The organism is Bacillus sp. 2CMS4F, assembly GCF_023161785.1.
Lineage (GTDB): Bacteria > Bacillota > Bacilli > Bacillales > Bacillaceae > Bacillus > Bacillus halotolerans.
The window spans coordinates 70,851-92,777 of record NZ_JALNTO010000015.1 but is presented as its reverse complement, the minus strand read 5'-3'; the positions used below and the strand labels follow the sequence as shown (position 1 = coordinate 92,777).

At 45.6% G+C, this 21,927-nt stretch carries 22 protein-coding genes, 1 pseudogene and 2 riboswitches; of the genes and pseudogenes, 6 read left to right on the top strand and 17 right to left on the bottom strand.

Annotation, left to right across the window (positions count from 1 at the left end; translation table 11 throughout):
- Positions 1 to 55 precede the first annotated feature (55 nt).
- From MTN95_RS18255 to MTN95_RS18240, 4 genes are read right to left on the bottom strand one after another with little or no spacing between them, the layout of a single operon-like run.
- On the bottom strand, positions 56 to 631 hold the full coding sequence (locus MTN95_RS18255; RefSeq protein ID WP_248339554.1) for a cob(I)yrinic acid a,c-diamide adenosyltransferase: 576 nt from the start codon (positions 629 to 631) through the stop codon (positions 56 to 58).
- A 22-nt stretch (positions 632 to 653) separates the two neighbouring features.
- Positions 654 to 1,991 carry an ABC transporter ATP-binding protein gene (locus tag MTN95_RS18250; RefSeq protein ID WP_248339569.1) on the bottom strand — a complete coding sequence of 446 codons (1,338 nt, stop codon included), beginning with the start codon at positions 1,989 to 1,991 and terminating at the stop codon, positions 654 to 656.
- Complete coding sequence (locus tag MTN95_RS18245) at positions 1,991 to 3,052, bottom strand: FecCD family ABC transporter permease (RefSeq protein WP_105991586.1); 1,062 nt, start codon at positions 3,050 to 3,052, stop codon at positions 1,991 to 1,993. Before MTN95_RS18245 ends, MTN95_RS18250 begins: the two co-directional genes overlap by 1 nt.
- A complete protein-coding gene (locus tag MTN95_RS18240) occupies positions 3,015 to 3,968 on the bottom strand; it encodes an ABC transporter substrate-binding protein (RefSeq protein ID WP_105953871.1) in 954 nt (317 codons plus the stop codon). The genes MTN95_RS18245 and MTN95_RS18240 overlap by 38 nt, the downstream gene beginning before the upstream one ends.
- A 102-nt stretch (positions 3,969 to 4,070) precedes the next feature.
- Positions 4,071 to 4,209, bottom strand: a riboswitch (cobalamin riboswitch).
- 154 nt (positions 4,210 to 4,363) lie between these two features.
- On the opposite strand from MTN95_RS18240, the gene MTN95_RS18235 reads away from it, so the two are divergent.
- Positions 4,364 to 5,155, top strand: coding sequence for an SDR family NAD(P)-dependent oxidoreductase (locus MTN95_RS18235; protein WP_105953872.1), 792 nt, complete (start codon positions 4,364 to 4,366; stop codon positions 5,153 to 5,155).
- Between the two features lie 42 nt (positions 5,156 to 5,197).
- Here the strand turns inward: MTN95_RS18235 and MTN95_RS18230 are convergent, their stop codons facing one another.
- From MTN95_RS18230 to sigO, 5 genes and pseudogenes are all read right to left on the bottom strand, one after another.
- A complete protein-coding gene (locus MTN95_RS18230) occupies positions 5,198 to 6,076 on the bottom strand; it encodes an SMP-30/gluconolactonase/LRE family protein (RefSeq protein ID WP_105953873.1) in 879 nt (292 codons plus the stop codon).
- 69 nt (positions 6,077 to 6,145) lie between these two features.
- Entirely contained in the window at positions 6,146 to 7,888 is a 1,743-nt protein-coding gene (gene yvrG / locus MTN95_RS18225; RefSeq protein ID WP_105991584.1) for a two-component system sensor histidine kinase YvrG, read from the bottom strand.
- Positions 7,885 to 8,604, bottom strand: coding sequence for a two-component system response regulator YvrH (gene yvrH, locus MTN95_RS18220; protein ID WP_024122812.1), 720 nt, complete (start codon positions 8,602 to 8,604; stop codon positions 7,885 to 7,887). Before yvrH ends, yvrG begins: the two co-directional genes overlap by 4 nt.
- Before the next feature lie 151 nt (positions 8,605 to 8,755).
- Positions 8,756 to 8,990: pseudogene (gene rsoA / locus MTN95_RS18215) on the bottom strand (sigma-O factor regulator RsoA).
- A 3-nt stretch (positions 8,991 to 8,993) separates the two neighbouring features.
- Entirely contained in the window at positions 8,994 to 9,524 is a 531-nt protein-coding gene (gene sigO / locus MTN95_RS18210; RefSeq protein ID WP_248339566.1) for a sigma-70 family RNA polymerase sigma factor, read from the bottom strand.
- Between the two features lie 205 nt (positions 9,525 to 9,729).
- Here sigO and MTN95_RS18205 point away from each other — a divergent pair, with 205 nt between their 5' ends.
- The 3 genes from MTN95_RS18205 to MTN95_RS18195 all read left to right on the top strand — a co-directional run bounded on the left by MTN95_RS18205 (position 9,730) and on the right by MTN95_RS18195 (position 11,628).
- Positions 9,730 to 9,885 carry a YvrJ family protein gene (locus tag MTN95_RS18205; protein WP_024122815.1) on the top strand — a complete coding sequence of 52 codons (156 nt, stop codon included), beginning with the start codon at positions 9,730 to 9,732 and terminating at the stop codon, positions 9,883 to 9,885.
- A gap of 119 nt (positions 9,886 to 10,004) precedes the next feature.
- Entirely contained in the window at positions 10,005 to 11,162 is a 1,158-nt protein-coding gene (gene oxdC / locus MTN95_RS18200) for an oxalate decarboxylase (protein ID WP_105991582.1), read from the top strand.
- 64 nt (positions 11,163 to 11,226) lie between these two features.
- Positions 11,227 to 11,628: a YrvL family regulatory protein gene (locus MTN95_RS18195; RefSeq protein ID WP_105953877.1), complete on the top strand. Its 402-nt coding sequence runs from the start codon at positions 11,227 to 11,229 to the stop codon at positions 11,626 to 11,628.
- A 34-nt stretch (positions 11,629 to 11,662) separates the two neighbouring features.
- On the opposite strand, the gene MTN95_RS18190 is transcribed toward MTN95_RS18195, so the two are convergent.
- The 6 genes from MTN95_RS18190 to MTN95_RS18165 form a co-directional block, all read right to left on the bottom strand.
- Entirely contained in the window at positions 11,663 to 12,892 is a 1,230-nt protein-coding gene (locus tag MTN95_RS18190) for an ABC transporter permease (RefSeq protein WP_248339544.1), read from the bottom strand.
- Positions 12,885 to 13,571, bottom strand: coding sequence for an ABC transporter ATP-binding protein (locus tag MTN95_RS18185; protein ID WP_024122819.1), 687 nt, complete (start codon positions 13,569 to 13,571; stop codon positions 12,885 to 12,887). The genes MTN95_RS18190 and MTN95_RS18185 overlap by 8 nt, the downstream gene beginning before the upstream one ends.
- A complete protein-coding gene (locus MTN95_RS18180; protein ID WP_227598729.1) occupies positions 13,555 to 14,748 on the bottom strand; it encodes a permuted SH3 domain-containing protein in 1,194 nt (397 codons plus the stop codon). Before MTN95_RS18180 ends, MTN95_RS18185 begins: the two co-directional genes overlap by 17 nt.
- 171 nt (positions 14,749 to 14,919) lie before the next feature.
- The gene (locus MTN95_RS18175; RefSeq protein ID WP_105953880.1) at positions 14,920 to 15,729 is read right to left on the bottom strand and encodes an ABC transporter ATP-binding protein; all 810 of its coding nucleotides are present in this window, start codon (positions 15,727 to 15,729) and stop codon (positions 14,920 to 14,922) included.
- Between the two features lie 14 nt (positions 15,730 to 15,743).
- Complete coding sequence (locus MTN95_RS18170; RefSeq protein ID WP_248339538.1) at positions 15,744 to 16,754, bottom strand: FecCD family ABC transporter permease; 1,011 nt, start codon at positions 16,752 to 16,754, stop codon at positions 15,744 to 15,746.
- Positions 16,754 to 17,794, bottom strand: a complete 1,041-nt coding sequence (locus MTN95_RS18165) for a FecCD family ABC transporter permease (RefSeq protein WP_369810958.1) — start codon at positions 17,792 to 17,794, stop codon at positions 16,754 to 16,756. Before MTN95_RS18165 ends, MTN95_RS18170 begins: the two co-directional genes overlap by 1 nt.
- A gap of 212 nt (positions 17,795 to 18,006) precedes the next feature.
- On the opposite strand from MTN95_RS18165, the gene MTN95_RS18160 reads away from it, so the two are divergent.
- Complete coding sequence (locus tag MTN95_RS18160; RefSeq protein ID WP_202853407.1) at positions 18,007 to 18,954, top strand: iron-hydroxamate ABC transporter substrate-binding protein; 948 nt, start codon at positions 18,007 to 18,009, stop codon at positions 18,952 to 18,954.
- 363 nt (positions 18,955 to 19,317) lie between these two features.
- Here MTN95_RS18160 and MTN95_RS18155 read toward each other — a convergent pair whose 3' ends face one another.
- Both MTN95_RS18155 and sspJ read right to left on the bottom strand, forming a co-directional pair.
- A complete protein-coding gene (locus MTN95_RS18155) occupies positions 19,318 to 20,727 on the bottom strand; it encodes an amino acid permease (RefSeq protein ID WP_103671332.1) in 1,410 nt (469 codons plus the stop codon).
- Positions 20,728 to 20,831: 104 nt separating this feature from the next.
- Positions 20,832 to 21,011, bottom strand: a riboswitch (Lysine riboswitch).
- A gap of 116 nt (positions 21,012 to 21,127) precedes the next feature.
- On the bottom strand, positions 21,128 to 21,268 hold the full coding sequence (gene sspJ, locus MTN95_RS18150) for a small acid-soluble spore protein SspJ (protein WP_010331863.1): 141 nt from the start codon (positions 21,266 to 21,268) through the stop codon (positions 21,128 to 21,130).
- A 166-nt stretch (positions 21,269 to 21,434) separates the two neighbouring features.
- Here sspJ and MTN95_RS18145 point away from each other — a divergent pair, with 166 nt between their 5' ends.
- A complete protein-coding gene (locus MTN95_RS18145; RefSeq protein ID WP_024122827.1) occupies positions 21,435 to 21,917 on the top strand; it encodes a metal-dependent hydrolase in 483 nt (160 codons plus the stop codon).
- Positions 21,918 to 21,927 lie beyond the last annotated feature (10 nt).

Below are 21,927 nucleotides of genomic sequence, written 5' to 3'. Positions count from 1 at the left end.
AATCACCGATAAGCTATCGGCAATTGGCTGTATAAAAGGTGTTTTGATCCCTGTCTCAAAAACAGGGGTCAGTCCCAAACACAATAGCGCTTCTTTCATACTCCACATCGTCAATACGGCTTCTCACGTTGACAACCCGTGCTGCGGCAAAGAAATAGTCGGACAATCGATTGAGATAACGGAGCACCATTTCATGGATCTCTTCCGTTTTCATCAGCGCCACCACTTGGCGTTCCGCCCGCCTTGTAATGGTGCGCGCCACATGGAGAAGCGAAGCGGCCTTTGATCCGCCCGGAAGTATAAATCTCTTTAGTTCAGGTGCCTCTTCTGTATAGGCGTCGATGCGCATTTCTAAAAAGGAGACGGATTCTTCCTTCAATTTATAGTCTCTTTTTTCTGTGATGATTGCCAGATCGCCCCCGCAGTCAAAGAGCTCGTGCTGAATGTTGAGCAGCTCGGCCGTTAGATCCTCAAAGCCGCGCTTCCCGGAAAGTTCAGCCAAAGCCAGTCCGACAAAACTGTTCAGCTCATCAATCGTGCCGTAGCTTTCTACTCGGAGGCTGTCCTTGTCTGTTCTGCCTCCGATTAAACTCGTTTGCCCGTTATCGCCTGTTTTTGTATATAGTTTCATCTTATCTGTCTCCTTTACAGACTTATTCAAGCAGGTCCGCAGCCGCCCGCACACATTCAGCTGTCCCAAACCGAATCAATTGATTCAGCCGTTTTTCTATGGTTTCTGAAGATGTCTCTTCAGTTTGTGTCGCTGCAACGAGGATTTCTCCATGTTCATCCTGTTCACCGCCCAGCACTTTCATGCGCTCGGCTTCTGCCCCCATGACAGCCCTGACGAAGAATTGGTCTGTCGCAAAGCCGTTGATCAAAATCCATATCGAAAAGCCGGACATGACACAAATACAAACGGACAGCTCTTCGTCTTCAAACGTACGGCACACAAGCCGGTCAAGTCTGCCGGAGGAGGCCATCGCACAGGTTTCCTGCGGATAAAAGCTGTTTTCAGATAAATAGGCTGAAAGCTCCTCTTTTTGATCTGACTGGGCAGGCAGCCGTTTATGGAGAAACGTCCGGTTCCAAGAAAAGCCTGAACCGACAGGAGCAGAAGACAGCGTGCGGAGCGGGATTTCCGTTTGCAAGAGGATCTCGTCGCGCCGCACTTGCAGCAAAGTTTCAAACGGAATCGCCTGCTGCTTTAGGGTACAGTTTTCAGGCTGAATTGCAATAAGCGGTTTAGGCAATTGATGATGGATGAAAGTGCTGACTTTCGTGTTATACAACGCCTTAATGTGCTCTTCTGTGATGGCGGTTTCCGGTTTTTGCTTAGGCCCGGCTGTTCCGTTTTTTATAAAGACGATTTCATCACAGTACAGGCTAGCGGTGTTCAGATCGTGAAAAACACTGACAGCAGTCAGCCCATTTTCTCTCGTCAGGCGCTTGATAAGATCGAGCAGTTCTTTTTGATAAGCCAAATCCAGAAAATTAGTCGGTTCGTCTAAAAATAAAATGCGCGGCTGCTGCGCCAGTGCTTGAGCCAAATAAACCCGCTGCTGTTCGCCCCCGCTTAGTTCACGAATCGATTTCTCAGCGAAAGCGAGTACCCCTGTTTGTTCCATCGCATTCCGAATAATGGCTTCATCCTCTTCAGTCTGCTGGCTGAACAGCCCTTTTTGAAATGGATATCTGCCGAAGGATACGGTTTCTTTGACAGTGAAGCTAAAGGCTTGATCTGTTTTTTGCGGCAGAACTGCCATCATTTGCGCCAGTTTCTTCGGTTTATATTCAGTGAGTGGTTTGCCAGCCAGACAAACGGAGCCTTCTATTGCCGGAAGTGTCCCTGTCAGCAAGTGAAGCAGTGTTGTTTTTCCGCTCCCGTTCGGTCCGAGAATGCCAAGAAATTCTCCCTTCTTCACTGTTAAACTGATATTTTTAATCAGCCGGCTGTCTCCGTAACCTCCCGACAGCCCCTCTGCCTTGATCATAAGCTTCTCCCCCCGCGATGCTGCCGAATTAAAATCAGAGCGAAAACAGGAGCTCCCGCTAAGGCTGTAATAATGCCGATCGGCAGCTCAACCGGTTCAATCATTGTTCTCGAAAGCAGATCGGCCAAAACGAGAAATCCCGCGCCAAGCAAGGCAGACAGCGGCAATAAATGCCGGTGATCCGTTCCCCACAGCAATCTTGTGATATGCGGAATCACAAGCCCGACAAATCCAATGGTGCCGGATACAGCCACAGCACTGCCTGTCAGCAGTGACCCTGCAATTAAAATCAGCATTTTTCTGTGCTGGACGCTGACCCCGAGAAGCCTTGCTTTCTCCTCTCCATAGGTCATCACGTTGAGTTCTCTTCCGTTTATGATCAGGAGCATGGTTCCTAAAAGAAAAAACGGGAGAAACAGGGCAACGTAGCTCCAGCCTCTCATCGAGACGCTGCCAAGCAGCCAATGCACAATCGGCAGCAAATTATCGCCTGTCAGAGCAATGATGAGAGAAATAAATGCGCCCAAAAATGAATTGATGATGACACCGGTCAGAATAAGCGTAGAGACAGACATCGAAGCGTGAACGAGGCGGCTGAACGAAAGAACAGCCACAATCGTGACAAGCGCTGCAGCTACACTTACAACCGGCAGTGTAAAGCCTCCGATGACGGGGAATTGCAGTCCAAAAAATAAGGTTGAAACCGCCCCGACGGAAGCACCGGACGAAACACCGAGCGTATACGGATCAGCGAGCGGATTTTTTAAAAGTCCCTGAAAAGCAGCCCCTGCGATAGAAAGAGCCGCCCCCACAAGGGCGGCCAGCACGACTCTCGGCAGTCTGATATTCATCATAATATTTGTATACATTGGATCATAGGAGCCGGCAGAGCCGCCAAAACCTTCATGCCAAAAGATATGAAAGATGGCGGATATCGGAATGGGCAGACTACCGCAGGAAATGCCCAATATGATACTGGCAGCTAAAAATAAGAAACTGATGCTATAAGCAGCAAAGCGATTATTCTTTAAACGTATCCGGGTAGATGCTTTCCGCAAGTTCTTCGACCCCTTCGATCAGACGCGGACCTGAACGTGTGACGAGATCAGGATCAACATCATACACGCGATGATGTTTCACAGCATTGATTCCGCTCCAGCCATCGCGTTTTTCCACCGCATCCGCTTTCACACCGTCCGTTGTGACAATGGCGTCTGGATTCAGCTTTACGATGGCCTCGTCTGTCATTTGCACCCAGCCTTTTTGATCCGCTGCAGCGTTTTTAGCATGGATGACATTCAGCATTTCATTCATAAATGTGTCTTTTCCGGTTGTGTAAATGTCAGGATCGGGCGAAACCTCAATAAAGACGCTTTTTTCCTCGCCTTTTGAAATGGATTTCGCTTTTTCTTTAATCTCCTGCAGGTCTGATTTCATGCTGTTGACCAGTTGGCCCGCTTTTTTCTCAGCCCCGGCAGCTTCACCGATCATTTCGATTGATTTGTATACCTCTGCGAATGATTGTGCATCATTGACAGTCAGCACAGCAATGCCAGCGTCCTTCAGCTGCTTGATGGCATCTGCTGAGGCTGACATGGAAGATTCATGGGCGAGAACGAGATCAGGTTTAAGAGAAATGACTTTCTCAACGTTTACATTCATATCTCCAACCTTCTCAACCTGTTTGACTTCCTTTGGATATGTATCGTTTGTGGTGACGCCGACCACTTTGTCACCGAGTCCGAGAGCATATGTAATTTCCGTGTTGCTCGGCATTAACGAAACAATTTTTTTCGGCTCCTTTTTGATGGTAACATCCTGATTTGACGCATCATCAATTGTGACAGGGAACGCTTCAGACGCGGCTGTCTTTTGCTTCGCATTGGAATCCTTCTCACCTGCCGCATTGCCGCAGCCTGAAATCATAATGGCGGTCAGCAGAAGCGCCGTCCATATTCCGGCTAATTTTTTCATACCCTTTCCTCCTAAATGAACTAAAAAAGCATCTCTACGATGGTAAAGACGCTGTAAACAACAAAAAAGCCTATTGTTTACACATCATCTGTCCTCGCAGACTTCGTGTTTATCAAACAGGCAGGTATCCTGGCTCTTGGCGCAAAGACCAATTACAGTGGCGGGACCGCACCGGCTTTTACCGGTTTCCCTATTAAGCCGGCTATTTTCACGTACCGGCACCTGTTTGACATTCGTATCCTTTTTCGGAGTTATTATACTATATGGCTGACAGGCTTGTATATGCAGTATGAATGACTTTTCCGCCGCTGCATGTATGGAAGCAAAATTCTCGTAAACACTAAATTTCATCTTGTATACTAAGTAGCATGATCAATAAAAAAGGAATGATTCTTATGGACTTACAGCTAAAAGACAAGCTTGTCTTAATCACAGGCTCAACTTCCGGCATCGGGAAAGCCGCAGCGAAAAGCTTTTTGCAAGAAGGTGCAGCCGTTATAGTCAATGGCCGAAAACAAGAGACAGTCGATCGCACGGTTGAAGAGCTTTCTTCATATGGAACGGTGCATGGAGCAGCCGCCGACTTATCAAAACCGGATGAAGCAGCAGTTTTTCTTGAAAAAGTGAAACAGATCGGTGATATAGATGTTCTTGTCAACAATCTCGGTTTCTTTGAAGTGAAGGATTTCGCCGATGTAACGGATGAAGAATGGAATCAATATTTTGAAGTAAACGTGATGAGCGCTGTTCGGACAAGCCGTCACTTCCTTCCAAAGATGCTTGCCAAAAACAGCGGCCGCATTTTGAATATCGCAAGTGAAGCAGGCGTCAAACCGCTTCCGACTATGATTCCTTATTCAATGACCAAAACAGCGCTGATCAGCCTGTCCAGAGGAATGGCTGAAATGACGAAGGGCACAAAGGTTACGGTTAATTCAGTGCTTCCGGGTCCTACTTGGACAGAAGGCGTTGCTTCCTATATGGAGGGCGCCGCAAAGGCAGCCGGCCAGGATACAGATACATTTGTGAAAGACTATTTCAAAGTGAATGAGCCGACTTCACTCATTCAAAGATACGCAACAGCCGAAGAAGTCGCGAGCACAATTGTATTCCTCGCATCTGATGCCGCATCTGCCATTAACGGCACGGCACAGCGTGTGGAAGGCGGAATTATCCGTTCACTTTAAATGCAAAAACGCATCCGTTTTCGGATGCGTTTTTTTATAACTTTATAATTCCCCGGCGAATGGAACCGGCTGGTATCCGCCCGTTTCAAGTTTTGCTGAAAACAATCCGCCCGCATGAGGCTGTTCATATCTTTCTGTTTCGGTCATTTGTTCAGTAGCTGTTGTGATGTAAAGGGTTTTCATGTCCTGGCCGCCGAACGCACAGCACGTGACATATTTGGCCGGAACACTTATTGAATCAATTTCTTTTTTCTGAAAAGGATCAATGTGAACCACACGGCTCCCGCCAAACAGCGCCACCCACAGCATGCCGTTTTGATCAATTGTCATGCCATCCGGCAGTCCATCCGATTTTTCAAAACGATAGACGGTTTCTGGGTTTGAGACGTTTCCGCTTTCGGGATCGTATTGATAGCACACAATCTCCTGCGTCGGCGTGTCAATGTAGTACATCAGGCTGCGTTCGCGATCCCAATCCAAACCGTTCGAGGTTGAAACTTGATCTTTCATTTTGACAAGGCTGCCATCTGTGTCCAAACGGTAAAGCGAGGCTTGTTTTTGTTCGCCTTCCATGCTCGTCGTCCCTGCCCAAAGCCTTCCGTACGGATCACATTTGGCGTCGTTAAACCGAAGGCTCTCATGCATATCCTTCGGCTGTTTGATTTTTTCAAGACTGTCATCATGAAGATGATACAGGTAAAAACCGTCTTTCATCGTCATGATCAGCTCATCCTTTGAATATTTCGCAAGCGCCGTCACAAAGGATGTAAATTTGACCGAACGATTGATTTTTTCTTTAGGATCGAAAATATGGAGCTCGCTTCCTAAAATATCAACCCAGTATAGACGGCCGTTTTCTTCATCCCATAACGGACCTTCACCGATTACTGCCCTAGTGTCTGCTTCTAATACTGCATCCATGTGTAACACCTCTTTAGCTTCAGTCTATATATTGTTATTCCCGGCAAAGAGGTGTCCAAACCACACACCTTATTCTTTTTTGAAAAGGATGGTAATGACGGAGCCGATATTGATCCTGCTGTTGACGTGAATCGTTCCGTTATGCAGGTGCACCAGCTCTTTGGCAATCGCCAGTCCAAGCCCCGTCCCGGCAGACGGATCTTTCGTATTGGTTCCTCTGTAATAACGGTTAAATAAATGGGTGATCGTTTCCTCATCCATTCCTTTCCCATTGTCTTTGACCTTCAATGAAATATGATTTTTTGTCTGTTCAAGAATCACCTGAATCGCTGTTCCTTTATCGTTGTGCTTCACAGCATTTCCGAGCAGGTTTTCCAGAATGCGTCTGAACCAGGCTTCATCCAGCGCAAATTCAATATGCTCTTCTCTTGATACAAATGAAATATCATATCCTTCAGAAAACGGGTTTTTCTTGAAGTCCTCAATGACATTTTTAAAAAACGGAATGAGGCTCGTGAGCTTTCTCTCCATCGGCAGAGCGTCATTTTTCAGACGATACGTTAAATTTAAGTCCTCGATCAGCTTTGACATGTATTCCGATTTCTCTCTGACAACCTGTCCCATTTCTTTCACTTCCTCAGGAGACCAGTCGTATTGCTTCGATTCAAGCATCATGCTGTATCCGTAAATGCTGCTGAGGGGTGTTTTTAAATCATGAGACAAACCGGCAATCCATTCTTCCCGTGTTGCCTGGATTTTTTCTCTGTTTGTCTTATCCCGTCTCAGCGTTTCAGTCAGCTGATCCATAGATTCAAATATCTCACCGAAGAAGCGGTACGGCTGTTTGATTTTTCCCTTTTTGTTTTTACTGACAGGGCGCCCTTTACGGTTTTTCGGTTCTTCAAGCTTCCCTTTTGATAGATTGACAAGCCATTTGATTGTATGAAAAATCGGCAAGCCGAATCTGAACATATACCAGGCAGTCATCCAGAATATATAAAGAATCAGAACGCCCATAATCAGAAACATCGCTTTCAGGACAACCCTTAGAAACGATTTATTAAACTCCTGGTCAGTAATATAGACAGGGTTTGGCACCGAAGCGACCATCCACCTGTTTTGATCGAGGAATTTAACAGAAATCTCCCGTTTATAGTTCCATGGTTTAGAGCTGTATTTGAGAAGCTCCAGCTGGTTCATCGTTTTTCTTTCGCTTTTCTTGCTGTTAATGCTGTCGAGTATGTTCCCGTTTCTGTCTAACAGATACACGGCTCCTTTTTCACGCTTAATATAGTCAATTGTACTGGACTTATATTGTGACAAAGAGTCGATGGAGGGTTCACGGCTTTCAATGGAAGTCAGCAGCTGTTCGCTCTTTGATTTCCAGCCGAACAAGAGGAGGTACGACTTGTCTTCAATATTGATTGCCCAATAATTCAGCTTATAGTTATCAAGCTTCTTGCTTTTATAAATAGACAAAAGCTCCTTCTTAGTGTAGGTGCCGGGCACGTCTTTCGGCACGCTGTAGGAATAATCCGTTTTTCCATTAGAATCAATGATTTGCATCCAGCCGTGCTGTTTATCAACAGATTTCTTCAGAAAATCGTCCACTTCCCATGACCCGTCTTCGTTTACATCGAGATACGCTTCAAGCGTGTCAGTCGTTGCCTTTGTCAGCCCTGAATTGGATTCCGCATCGCTGAATCGCGCGTCTAAATAGAAAAAGGAAGCCACAAGCATGATCGAAAGAAGAAGGATAACAATCAGCATCTGCCCGAAAAAGTGAAACAGAAACTTCCACCTTAACCTCATGGGCGCTTTCCGTTTCCTTCTGGACTCGGGATAAAACGGTATCCGAGACCGCGAACGGTTACGATATATTCCGGATTGCTCGGGTCACGCTCAATTTTTTCCCGGAGCTTGCGGATATGAACCATGACGGTATTGTTATCTCCGTACGAAGGATAGCCCCATACTTTTTCATAAATTTGATCTTTAGAAAGCACCACATTGGGATGTTCACAAAAATACTGAAGCAGCTGCAAAAGCTGAGCCGAACAGGCTACAGTTTCCCCGCCCACAATCAGCTCGGCATTTTGCGGAGAAAATGTAAAGTAATCATATGTATAGGTTTTGTTTGATTCAGCTGCATTCGACTGATACGTACGCTTTAAATGCGCTCTGATCCGCGCGGCTAATTCCAGCGGATTAAATGGTTTTGTAATATAATCATCAGCTCCGACCGCAAAACCCGATAATTTGTCAGCGTCCGATGATCTCGCCGTCAGGAAAAAAATCGGGGCGTCTGAATACTCCCTGATTAATGTGCAGGCCTCAAAACCGGTCATTCCGCCCATCATGACATCCAATACGATTAAATCAACCTTATTTGTCTTGACAACCGGAATGGCTTCCTCTGCACTTGCCGCATCCAGTATATGTCGATAACCTTCTTTTTCGAGAACGCGTTTGATCATATCCACAATCGCTTTCTCATCGTCTACGATTAAAATTGACGCATTTTCCACTTTTATGTTCCTTTCTGTCACTGTTTTTTTCATCTTATCATTATATCGTTTCTTTTTGGTACATTTTTGAATAGGAGGGCTCTTGACGGGGGTGAACAGCAGGAAACGGGAACCTGCAAAATGTTCCCGTTTTTCTTAGAATGAGATATCGTTATGAGTTCTCGTCTACCATATACAGAATAAACTCCCAAAATCCCGGAACATCCTGACACAGAAGCATCAGCCTTTTCAAACATTTTGATTTTCAGCTCCTGCTCCAAATCTTCTCTTTCTTGATAGGACGTATTGCTGAGTTTTTTTCTGATCATCGGTGAAAAGCATGCAATCAGATGCTCAATGTCGTACATTTCATCTTTATTCCTATTATGTTCAAACTGGCCGCTCACAGTTTACTTTTCCCCCTTTTTTTGCGCCTCTAGCTGCTTTCTGATATTTTCTAACCCCTTTTTATGAATATTAGAGATATTTTGCCGGGACTCACCTAATGAATCAGCGATTTCCTGCATCGTGGCACCGTGAAGATAGACTTTTGTCAGCACGCTTTTTTGTTTGTCAGTCAGCTTCTGGATCGCTTGATAAAGCTGATAATCCTGGACATGCTGGCTCAAATCATCCTGCAGGTCTAAAAATCCCTCAAACGCGTCACTTCCCGTTTCGGAAGGAAGTCGTTCTCCTGCTTCCGGATGATCAACCGTCAGCGGATACCGTTTTTGATTTTTGCGAACCCGCTTATCAAAATCGATGGAAAAAATCCGAATCATTGAATTCATATACTTGACGATGCGAATCTCCTTATAAAATTGCTTGAATTGCTCGTCCAACGATTTTGCATCCTTTTCATTCGGGTTTTCCATTACATTTTTGAACAAACGGTAATGCTGAGGGTTGCTCAAAAAATGCTTCACGATGGGATGCTTCATAATCTCCTTACATTTCGATTGCAACAGACCTTGATAGTCCATCAAACCGCCTCCCTACTAAATTAAATGAAGGAAAGCAAAAAAAAGTAAACTACTACTTTCAGACTAGCGCTTGCTGAAGCAAACCTTCCAGTCATGGTTTACGATTTCTTGGATTCCCTTCACTTACTTACATGACTGCACAAAAAGGAGGGAGGTGTTTTTCATGGATCAGGTTTTTATAGAGGAAGTCGTCAAGCAGATCAGCAATCTCGGGTTCCCGGCACTGATCGCGATGTACCTGCTGACCCGTTTCGAGAAAAAATTCGATCAGCTTATTGAACTGATGACAGAGCTGAAAGATCAGAAAGCGAAACATTAATTTTGTATCGAAGTTGACTTTTCATCGGTTTTTTTCACTTAACAAGACAGAAGGGAAAACGAAAGGCCTTTCACATTCTCTTTCTGCGCCACAATTATTTTTAAGGAGGAGACAGGAAAATGAAAAAACAAAACGACATTCCCCAGCCAATCAGAGGAGATAAGGGAGCGACAGTGAAAATCCCGCGTAATATTGAAAGGGACCGGCAGAATCCCGATATGCTCGTACCGCCGGAAACCGATCATGGCACCGTTGAAAATATGAAGTTTTCTTTCTCAGATACTCATAACCGTTTGGAAAAAGGCGGGTACGCCCGTGAAGTTACCGTACGTGAGCTGCCGATTTCAGAAAACCTGGCTTCTGTTAATATGCGGCTGAAGCCAGGCGCCATTCGCGAGCTTCATTGGCATAAGGAAGCAGAGTGGGCTTATATGATCTACGGGAAAGCACGCGTCACGATTGTGGATGAAAAGGGCCGCAGCTTTATTGATGATGTAGGCGAAGGAGATTTATGGTACTTCCCGTCAGGCCTGCCGCACTCGATTCAAGCGCTTGAAGAAGGGGCAGAGTTCCTGCTCGTGTTTGACGACGGGTCATTCTCTGAAAACAGCACGTTCCAGCTGACAGACTGGCTTGCCCACACCCCTAAAGAAGTGATTGCCGCTAATTTTGGCGTAACAGAAAAAGAAATCGCGAATTTGCCAGGCAAAGAAAAATATATATTTGAAAAACCTGTGCCCGGCTGTTTAAAAGATGACATTGTGGAAGGGCCGTACGGTGAAGTGCCTTATCCGTTTACGTACCGCCTTCTTGAACAGGAGCCGATTGCATCAGAAGGAGGAAAGGTGTACATTGCGGATTCGACAAACTTTACAGTGTCTAAAACCATTGCATCCGCGCTTGTAACCGTGGAACCAGGCGCCATGAGAGAGCTTCACTGGCATCCGAATACGCATGAATGGCAATATTACATCTCCGGTAAAGCGAGAATGACTGTTTTTGCTGCTGACGGCCATGCGAGAACCTTTAACTATCAAGCCGGTGATGTCGGTTATGTTCCATTTGCGATGGGCCACTACGTAGAAAACCTCGGCGATGAACCGCTCGTCTTTTTAGAAATCTTTAAAGATGACCATTATGCCGATGTGTCTTTAAACCAATGGCTCGCAATGCTTCCTGAAACCTTCGTCCAAGAACACCTTGACTTAGGCAAAGAATTTACGGATGTCCTTTCAAAAGAAAAGCATCCGGTTGTGAAAAAGAAAAGCAGCAAATAAAAAACTGGCAGCTTGCAGAGAGCGCTCGTTCTCTCTCTGCAAGCGCTCATAAGGAGATGAACCAGTGATACATCAAAAGTATTTATTACGGCAGGCCGTACAGTATGTGCTGGCAGCGGCGGCTGTGTTATTTTGCTATTTTACAATCATTCTCTGTGTCTTTTCTTTGGCGGGAACGAGCTACCGATCAGCTGCTCATGTCCTGCTTTTTGCTGTGTTATTTCTTGTGCTCGGACTATGCTTTGAACCTTTTGAACGGCTGATGATACATAGTTTTACGTTTTTTAAGACTGGAAAACGAGCTTTTATCCTTATGGCCGGCACCGTCCAGCTGCTGTTTTTATGGATGACCGCTTATACGGCAGATCAAATGATTCATAACATTTGGCTGTCAACCACAGAAGAAATGATCCTCGCAGCCGTTTTTCTTATTTTGGATAAATGCAATTCAGCACTGCCCAAATAAAAAAAAGAACGCCATCCGATTGGATGCGTTCTTTTTATTCATATCGAAGCGCGTCAACAGGCTGAAGCTTCGATGCCTTAATGGACGGCAGCAAGCCGAAAATAATGCCGACTGCCATTGAGAAAATGAGTGCTCCGATAACTGCCGGAACGGAGATGATAAAAGGCATCGGAAAGATCACCGTGATAAGTTTAGCGATGCCAAAGCCCGCCAGCACACCGAGAATTCCGCCAATACTTGTCAGCACGACGGCCTCTGTTAAAAATTGAAATAAAATCACGCGCCGCTTGGCACCGAGCGCCTTCTTAATTCCGATTTCCCGCGTTCGCTCCGTCACTGAAACAAGCATAATGTTCATGACACCGATGCCTCCGACCAAAAGTGAGATGCTTGCAATTCCGCCAAGCAGCAGAGCAAATGACTGGTTAAAGGACTCCACTTCCTGAGCGACCTCCTGAAGATCCATCACGCTGTACTCCGCTTTTTCCAAATCAACATCTGACAGTCCTTGATTTAGAAGGTCCGCGGCCATTACACCGGCTTCTTGGATATGCTCAGAAGAGTCTGCCTGCACCGCAATCTGTGTCGGCGCGTCGAATCCTTCAATAAGCGGCCACACTTTTTTCGGCACATATAAAACCGGATTCGCATATTCGCCATCAAACATGCTTTCTTCCTGTTTCTTTTCATGAAAAACACCGGCAACCCGGAACGGCACACCATTCATCTCAATGTTTTTGTGCAGAGCGTCACCGTCAGGAAACAGCTCATCTCTTGCGGCCTCATTGATCATAACCACTTGGTGTGTGCTGTTTAATTCTTTTTCCGCCAGCTTTCTCCCCTCAGTGATGCTGATCGGGAACATATTGAAATAATCAGCATCCACTCCGTACACTTGAGGATAAGAAACGTTCGTTAAGTGAAAAACGGTGGCGCCTTCGGACAAGTAATATAAAGATAATCCTTTTACAACCGGGTCTGATTTTATCGTCTGAATGGTTTCTTCAGATACAGGGGGTGCGGACGTATAAGAAACCTCCTGGTAACCGCCTTCCTCCTCCCCGCCTGTTGGCTGGTACACAACATTAATCGCGTTATTTCCCATGCCGATCATGCTTTGCTTTAATTGCTCGCTTTGGCCTTTCAGCATAGAGACGATCGCAATGATCGCCGCTATACCGATAATGACACCAAGCATCGTAAGAATCGACCTCAGCTTATGTGAAAAAATAGATTGAAAGGAGATCCGAATATGTTCAAGCATGGCTAATCCCTCGCTCGTCTAACACTAATTCTCCGTCTCTGATAAACACGGTTCTGTCGGCTTTTCTGGCGACGTCCGGGTCATGGGTAATCATAATAATCGTTGTGCCTTCCTGATGCAATTGTGAAAACAGCGACAAAATTTGTTCACTTGATTTTGTATCAAGCGCCCCGGTCGGTTCATCTGCCAGAATAAACCGAGGCTGATTGACAAGGGCTCTGGCAATCGCCACCCGCTGCTTTTGTCCGCCGGACAGCTTTGGCGGCTTGTAAGAGATCCTATCTTTCAAACCAACCTTTTCAAGAGCTTCATAGGCTCTTTGCCTTCTTTCTTTTTTCTTTACCTTATTGTAAATCATCGGCAGCTCGACATTTTGCAGTGCGGTAAGGCGCGGCAGCAAATGAAAGGTTTGAAACACAAACCCGATCGATTCGTTGCGAATGTCAGCCAAAGCACCGTCTTTCCCTTTTAATACATCCATCTGGTCCAGCATATAGGTTCCGGAGGTCGGCCTGTCCAAACAGCCTATTATATTCATTAACGTAGACTTCCCTGAACCGGACGGCCCCATAATGGCCAGAAATTCACCAGCTTTGACGGTGAGATTAATATGCTTTAAGATCGGCACCTCTTCTTTGCCCAGCTTGTACGATTTAGAAATATTATTCAGTGTCAGCATTGACTGTAACCTGCTTTCCTTCCTTGACCGCGGGATCAGGATAGATCACATAATCTTCCGGTGTCAGGCCGCTTTTGATTTCGACCATGTCACTTTCGTCTGTCTCTCCGATTTCAACAGGCTGTTTAACCGCTTTCTGCTCCTCATCCGTCTTCCAAACGTATGGTTCGCCATCGTCCTGGATAATCATGTCGGACGGCAGCTTAATCGTATTCGCATCTGCTTCGTCACTCATAACTTCAATATTGACATGATAGCCGACTTCAAGGCCCTTATGGCTGTCCAATAAAACAGTGAAAGGATAGTTAGAGGATTGGGGATTCATTTCTTCTTCAGCATAACTTTCTGACTCTTCCCCCTCGCCTGTTCCAGCAGGAAGCTTGCCGATTGAAGTAATCTTGCCTTTCCACTCGCCTTCACCGCCTGTTTTCAGCGTAACTCTGACTTTGCTGCCTTTTTTAATCGTGTCCATTAACAGCTCGTTGATTTGGCTTTTCACAAGGTATTTGCCCGTTGAAACGATTTGGATATACGGGCCTGCTGCCTGATCACCCGTTGCGCCGTCCGCAATATCCTGATTGACGCTCTGAACGATACCGTCATGCTTGCTTGTGATCACATTAGAACCTTTGTTTTTCGTTAGTGCAGCCAGTTCTTTTTGGTGCTGCTTCAGTTCAAGCTGGCTTGTCTTTAAATCAAAATTGGCCTGGTCAAGCTCGTCTTGAAGCTGTGCTTTCTCGTCTTTTCCGGCTGTCTTCAGCTTCTTCTCAGTTTCTGCTATTGATTTTTGCAAGCGGCCGATTTGAAGGTTTGTCATTTCGGTTTGTAAATTGCTTTGCTCAATTTCGTCAGAATGATCCTCGCCCTCGTACTCGAAAAGCTTATCGCCTTTTTTAACCTTATCGCCTTCTTTGACGTACGTTTTTTTAATGCTTCCTTTCTCTGAATCTATGTATACTTTTTGCTGTTTCTCTGGTTCAACTTTTCCCGAAAACGATTGGGCAGATTCAGATTCACCGCCCATATACACCGCGACCGATTCAGCATAAGGCTCCGATGATACGGCAACTTGGTTCATGTGAGTAAAAAAGTAAAAACCGCCGGCGCCGATCCCCGCCAGTAGGAGCACACCGGCACATATCGAACCGGCAATAAGCCATTTTTTCTTCTTGGACACAATGATCTCCTCTTTCTGTAATCTTCGTAATATTTTCGAAACATTCTAACCAATATTATCTATTAATTCAAATAGACTTTCAATCTTTTTCTTCAAAATCTGGAATTAGCAAGGAAAATTATATTTTTATGGTTGAAAATAAAAAATCCCGGCGTCATACCGGGATTTTTCTTACACAGAAACAAGCTGTTTTTCAGTTTTAATCAGGTCATAAGTTAAGCATACTGGTTTATTTGTACGAGGATCAGTGACGATTTCGGCATCAATCTGGAATACCCGCTTCAAAATATCCGGCGTCATGACCTCCAGTGCGGTCCCTTCCTTGATGACCGTGCCTTTTTTGAGCGCAATCATATAATGGGAAAAACGGGCCGCGTGATTCAGATCATGAATCACCATTAAAATCGTCCGCCCCTGTTCCTTGTTCAGTCTGTCAAGCAGCTGCAGGATTTCGAGCTGATGTGCGAGATCGAGATATGTTGTTGGCTCGTCAAGCAAAAGCAGCTCTGTCCCTTGTGCAAGCGCCATCGCAATCCACACGCGCTGACGCTGTCCGCCTGACAACGCCTCAATCGGACGCTCATAGTATTCCGCCATGCCGGTTTCTTCGAGGGCCCATTTGATGATGCGGCGGTCTTCATCATTTAATCTGCCGAAGCCTGATTGATGCGGAAATCTGCCGTATGACACCAATTCGTACACCGTTAATCCGCTCGGAGCCTCAGGCGTCTGCGGCAGAATGGCCATATCCTTCGCAATGTCCTTAGTAGACATTTTATGAATCACATTGCCGTTTAAGTAAACGGCACCTTGATGCGAGCGCATAATTCTGGACATCGTTTTTAATATCGTTGACTTTCCGCAGCCATTCGGCCCAATTAAGGTTGTTATTTTTCCTTTAGGAATGGATATATTTAAATCTTCTACAATCAGCCTGTCGCCATAACCGATCCCAAGCTGTTCCGTTGATAATGAATTCAAGTTCGGTCCCCTCCTCAATTCGATTTCATCAATAAATAAATAAAGTAAGGCGCACCTAATACGGAGATGACAAGTCCGACCGGAATTTCTGACGGTGCCAATACATTTCTCGCCAGCGTATCAGCCAGCAGAAACAGAAACGCGCCGATAAAGGCGGAAACCGGTATAAGCGTCTGGTGGCGGGGACCGGTAAGCCTTCTTGCCACGTGAGGCGCGATTAATCCGAGGAACGCGATGCCTCCTGCAGCTGCCACACAGGATGCGGCAAGAGCGACCGCTGCCAGAAGGAGAATCCGTCTTTCCTTTTCAACAGCAGTGCCAAGTCCGGTCGCTAATTGGTCTCCCAGCTGTAAAATGTTCAAATAGCGTGCTTTATATAAAGTAAAAGGAAGCAAGATCACAATCCAGGGGAGTACCGCCCAGATCATGTTCCAATTGGCCCCCCATATCGATCCTGATATCCAAACTGCAGCCTGCATAAAGTCATGCGGGTCCATTTTGAGCTGAAAAATAAGCAAAAGGGCATTAAATCCGGCATTCACTCCGATTCCGACTAGGATCAGCCGAATCGGAGTCACACCTTTTTTCCAAGCCAGAAGATAAATGAGAAACGCGGCGAGGAACGCGCCTGCCAAAGCGCTGAATGGCAGCATAAACGTCCCTAAAAAGCCGAGATCTGATGCTGACCCTTGAAAAAAGTAAATAAAGAGCACAACAGCAAGCGAACCCCCGGCGTTAATCCCGAGAATACCCGGTTCAGCCAAATCATTTTGAGACACGCTTTGCAAAATGGCTCCGGCAACAGCGATACCCGCCCCAACAAGCAACGACAACATTATTCGCGGCAGCCTGAACTCAAATAAGACAAGCTCATCCCGCGCCGTCCCTTGGCCGAAAAAGACCTTGAGCGTTTGCAATGGGGCAATTTTAATGACACCCATATTCAGACTGATAAAAAAGACAAGCACGATCAGCAGAAAAGTCACTGCTATCACAACTAGAGGTTTTTTCGTTTTCGTTTTCATTACAGCCCTCTCCTTTCACGACGTGCCAAATAAAAGAAAAAGGGAACACCGATGAGGGAGGTCAGCGCGCCGACAGGCGTTTCAAACGGCGCGTTCACGAGTCTGGCCGCAATGTCAGCAAAAACAAGCAAAACAGCGCCAAGCACCGCCGAGCAAGGAATGATCCACCGATAATCAACCCCTACCAAAAACCTTGTGATATGAGGAATGATCAGTCCGATAAACGCGATAGTGCCGGCAATGGAAACAGCAGCTCCCGTCAACACCACAACGACAAGCATGCCAACCAGTTTCACCGCTGATGTATACTGCCCAAGCCCCTTCGCCAGATCGTCACCGAGGCTTAACACCGTCACAGACCGGGCAATGATAAACGCAAACGTCAAACCGACAGCTCCTGCAATAACCAGCAGCTGAACGCCTGACCATTTCACACCCGCTACCCCGCCTGCGTACCAAAAGCTGACATCCTGTGCTACATCAAAACGGAGCGCAATTGCGGTTGAAATGCCCGTAAAGAAATAACTGACGGCCGTTCCGGCAAGAGCAAGCTTTACAGGCGTGAGACCGCCCCTGGAAAACATGCCGATGCCCAATACCGTCGATGCCCCCAATCCCGCGCCCGCAAAGGACCACAGCACAAGCCCGAAGGCAGAAAGTCCTGGGAAAAAAGCAAACGCAATCGAAATAGCAAAAGCAGAGCCCGATGTTATCCCCATAATAGAAGGCTCCGCCAATGGGTTTCTCGTCATGCCCTGCATGATCGCCCCAGACACGGCTAACAATGCGCCGACAAGCGCGGCAGCAGCCGTTCTTGGCAGCCGAAGATCGTGTATGATTTGGTGTGAGGTTTCATTTGGCTGGAAATGAAAGATGGCGTCCCACACAGTCCGTAAATGGATATCCGCAGCACCGAGAGAAATGGACAGCATCGCGCCGAAGCATAATAAACATACCCCCGCAACAAGCACAATGACCGCACCAAACGACCGGGATGTCCATTGAATTTCTTCATCTGATATCATCTGTTTATTTTTCATGTGACTCAACAGCCGTACTTCCTTTCGATAATGATAATGATTATCAATTGCTGTTTCAGTATATCACTTTTTTCCGTTGATTTAATAGAGCGTTTTAAACAAAAATGAGAATATAATTGCAAAAATATCGTGTCAACTGGCTCTTGCGATGGTATAATCACATTGATAATGATTCTCTTTATCACCCATTTTCCAGAAAGAAGGTATGAGATATGACCCATATATATAAGAAACTCGGAGCCGCATTTTTTGCCCTGCTATTGATTGCAGCGCTGGCAGCCTGCGGAAATCACTCAGAAAGCAAAGGCTCTTCCTCTGATTCAAAAGACGAAGAAACCATTACATACAAGGCTGAAAACGGAAATGTGAAAATTCCTAAACATCCTAAACGGGTGGTTGTCATGGCTGACGGCTACTACGGAGACTTCAAAACACTGGGCATCAACGTCGTCGGAGCACCTGAAAATGTATTTAAAAACCCTTACTACAAAGGTAAAACCGACGGTGTCACAAATATCGGAGACGGCACTTCTGTTGAAAAAGTGATTGATTTAAAGCCTGACCTGATCATCGTTTGGACAACACAAGGCGCCGATATTAAAAAGCTCGAAAAAATCGCGCCGACTGTTGCGGTGAAATACGATAAGCTCGATAACATTGAACAGCTGAAAGAATTCGCAAAAATGACAGGAACGGAAGATAAAGCGGAGAAGTGGCTTGCCGAGTGGGACAAAAAAGTCGCGGCAGCCAAAACAAAAATTCAAAAAGTCATTGGTGACAAAACAGTTTCTATTATGCAAACAAACGGCAAAGACATTTATGTATTCGGTAAAGATTTCGGAAGAGGCGGAAGCATCGTCTACAAAGATCTTGGTTTACAGGCCACAAAGCTGACAAAGGAAAAAGCGATTGACCAAGGCCCAGGGTATACCAGCATTTCTTTAGAAAAGCTCCCTGACTTCGCCGGAGATTACATTTTTGCGGGTCCATGGCAATCAGGCGGAGACGATGGCGGCGTATTTGACAGTTCCATTTGGAAAAACCTCGATGCTGTCAAAAATGATCATGTCTATAAAATTGACCCGATCGGCTTCTATTTCTCAGACCCGATTTCACTAGAAGGACAGCTGAAATTTATTACGGAAAGCTTAACAAAATAAACAAAGAGCCGCACTGATCTGCGGCTCTTTTCTATATTGCAAAGAATCCGACAGGACGGAGCAACTCATATTGAACCGCATCGCATATTTTCTTTCTCAATTCCTATTAAGCTGCATCATCATTGCCATTAGTTTTTTCAACGGTCTTTATATCGGAAACCCTTTTTCTCATGTGCTTCTCGTTTTTATCCTAGTGCTGGCTTTGTTCATTTTCTGAAGAAACTGAAAAAGCGTTTTTTGCATATTCGAATGTCTCTATTACTGGCAGCGTTCCTGTCCGCTATTTTGTGTATGCGACTTATAACAGGAGAAATAACGTTTTTATAAAAAAGACACCTGACTGCATTGTCAGATGTCTTTTTTTTATGCTTGTTTTTCTTTCGAGAATTTCTTAATCACAAACGGATAAATTACCAGACCGACAAAGAACAAACCGATGCCGAGAATAAATGTCGTTAAATCCGCTGTGCCTGTTACGATAACAAACAATGAGTATACACACGCTAAAATCGCAATCAATCCGTCTTTTACCCGGGAACCTTTCAGCTGATCATACGTTTCACCTTTTATAACAAGCTTCAGGCTGTAAATCGCAGACACTAAATACGGAATTAAATACGCAAGGGTTGCCGCTGTCGTTAAAAACGTAAATGCGTCACTTATTGTCCGGGAAATAACAGAGAATATGAAGACCTGTGACATCACATTTGTAATGATCAAAGAAATAACCGGGCTTCCTTTTTTATTTGTTTTCGCAAAGACCGCCGGAAAATCTCCTGCTTTAGCAGCTTGGTACGGAACCTCAGAGCCAAGCAAAATCCAGCCGAGCATCGTTCCGAATAAGCAAAGAATCGCCAGTAGCGCCATAATCACGCTTCCTGCGTTTCCGACAATCGCATACAGCACATCAACGAACGGTTTTTCAGATCCGACAAGCTTATCGTGCGGCAGAACCCCCATTGTGATCAATGTGACAATAATGTAAATGCTTAACGCGATCAACAAACCTGTGATGGTCGCACGTTTCACATCACGCTGAGTACGCGCGCGTCCAGACAAGATCACTGCTGATTCAATTCCGACAAACGCCCATAGAGTAGAAATGGCGGCGTTGTGAACCTGTCCGCCGATGCCAATGCTTGTGCCGTTCTCACCTTGAATCGGAAAATAAAAATGATCGAATAATGTCGTTTGAAACACAAACAATCCGGCAATGATAAAGAAAACAAAACCTAATACTTTTGAAAACGTTGTGATAAAGTTTAATTTACTTGCACCGTTAATGCTTGCAACAAGAATCGTGTGCGTTCCCCAGAGCAAAATCGTACATACTGCAAACGTCAGCAATTGGCCGAGTGTCACCTCTTGGCTGCCGACAGCAAACAGTACACGTTTATCAACTAAAATCGGGAAAAACGAAGTCAAGTAACCGGCAAGACTTGTGATAATCGCCACGTTACTGATCCAGCTCGCCACCCAGTAGCCCCACACCATTGTGAATCCGGCAGCGTTCCCTTTCTTCGGATCAGAAAACAGCGCTCTCGCATAACTTTGCGGCCCCGCTGTCAGCTCAGGCTTGCGAATGGACAAGTGCCCGAAGACAAGTGCAATCATCAGCACGCCCGCACCTGTCAAAAGCCAGGCGGACGTAGCGCCAAGCGGACTTGCAATCGATGCAAGCGAACTCGGCAGGGAGAAAATCCCCGATCCAACCATATTTCCAACGACAAACGCCGTTAATAACCAAAAACCCCATTTTTTTGTCTGTTCCATTCCAGTACCTCCAATGATTCTTTGTACGGACCAGAACCCGAGATCATGTAAACACAAAAAAAGCCTGAACAAAAGTCCATGCTTAAAGAAACACACACCCTTGATCTCCGGATAGCCCTCCGCGAAAAAGCACGCGGCAGTCCTGCACTTATTCAGATACAGTCCCAGCATAGAGAAGGATCGGCTTTCTCCACACTTCGGCGCTGATGCCTTTTACACATGTTTAACAGCTCCTGTCAGCCTGGCATGTGTGACTCATCATCCGCGCAACCTCTACCTCACTGAGAAAGAGTGAGGATTTATTTATTCAGTTACTCCCAGAAGGTTATCAAAGAAAGAATGATCTGTCAAAGGGAACAGATGGAAAATACGGATAGAGCCAAGCCCTATCCGCATGCGGTTAGCGATTATTTTTCTTTTTTTGCACAGCTTCTTGAAGCGGATCATCTTTAAGAGCTGAACCGGCATCCTCAAGAGCTCCTTGGATTACGTTTTTTTCTTTTTCAGAACGTTTACCTTTATCTTTATTAAAGAAAGCCATTCGTATCACCTCTTTTAGAAAATAGGTACATCTTTAAGATGCCTTTTTCTCAGGAGATTATGCGGCTCATTTTTTTATCGTCCAAAGTTCTGTTGCTCAAACATACATTCTCTTGATATATTTGTAATTCAGAGATTTTTGCAAAAGATAAAGGAGAAGCGGGGAAATGACAGGAAAAACACACATCATGGGAGGCATCGCTTCTTGTACCGCAGCGGCTTATTATTATGGATTTGACCCAGTACTTATGGCGGCGTCCGGCGCGGTTGGCGCATTAATTCCCGACATCTGCCACACGCAGAGTAAAATCGGAAGAAGATTTCCTATCTTATCGAAAATTGTCAGTTCCGTATTTGGCCACCGCACCTTTACACACAGCCTGCTGTTTCTGCTCATCATGTTTTTTATCACAGCCACATATATTCCAGATAAAAACATATCAGCAGGGCTGATGATCGGAATGGCAAGCCACTTGGTTCTGGATGCCTGGACAGTGAATGGCATCAAATTGTTATTCCCTTCAACCATTCGCATACGGCTGCCGCTGTATATGAAGACAGGCAGTTTTTCCGAACAGCTTGTGTTGGCCGGTCTGACAATAGCATCATGCTATTATTTTTATATGCTGTTCCATGGGCGTATGTTTTAAACACGAGTGC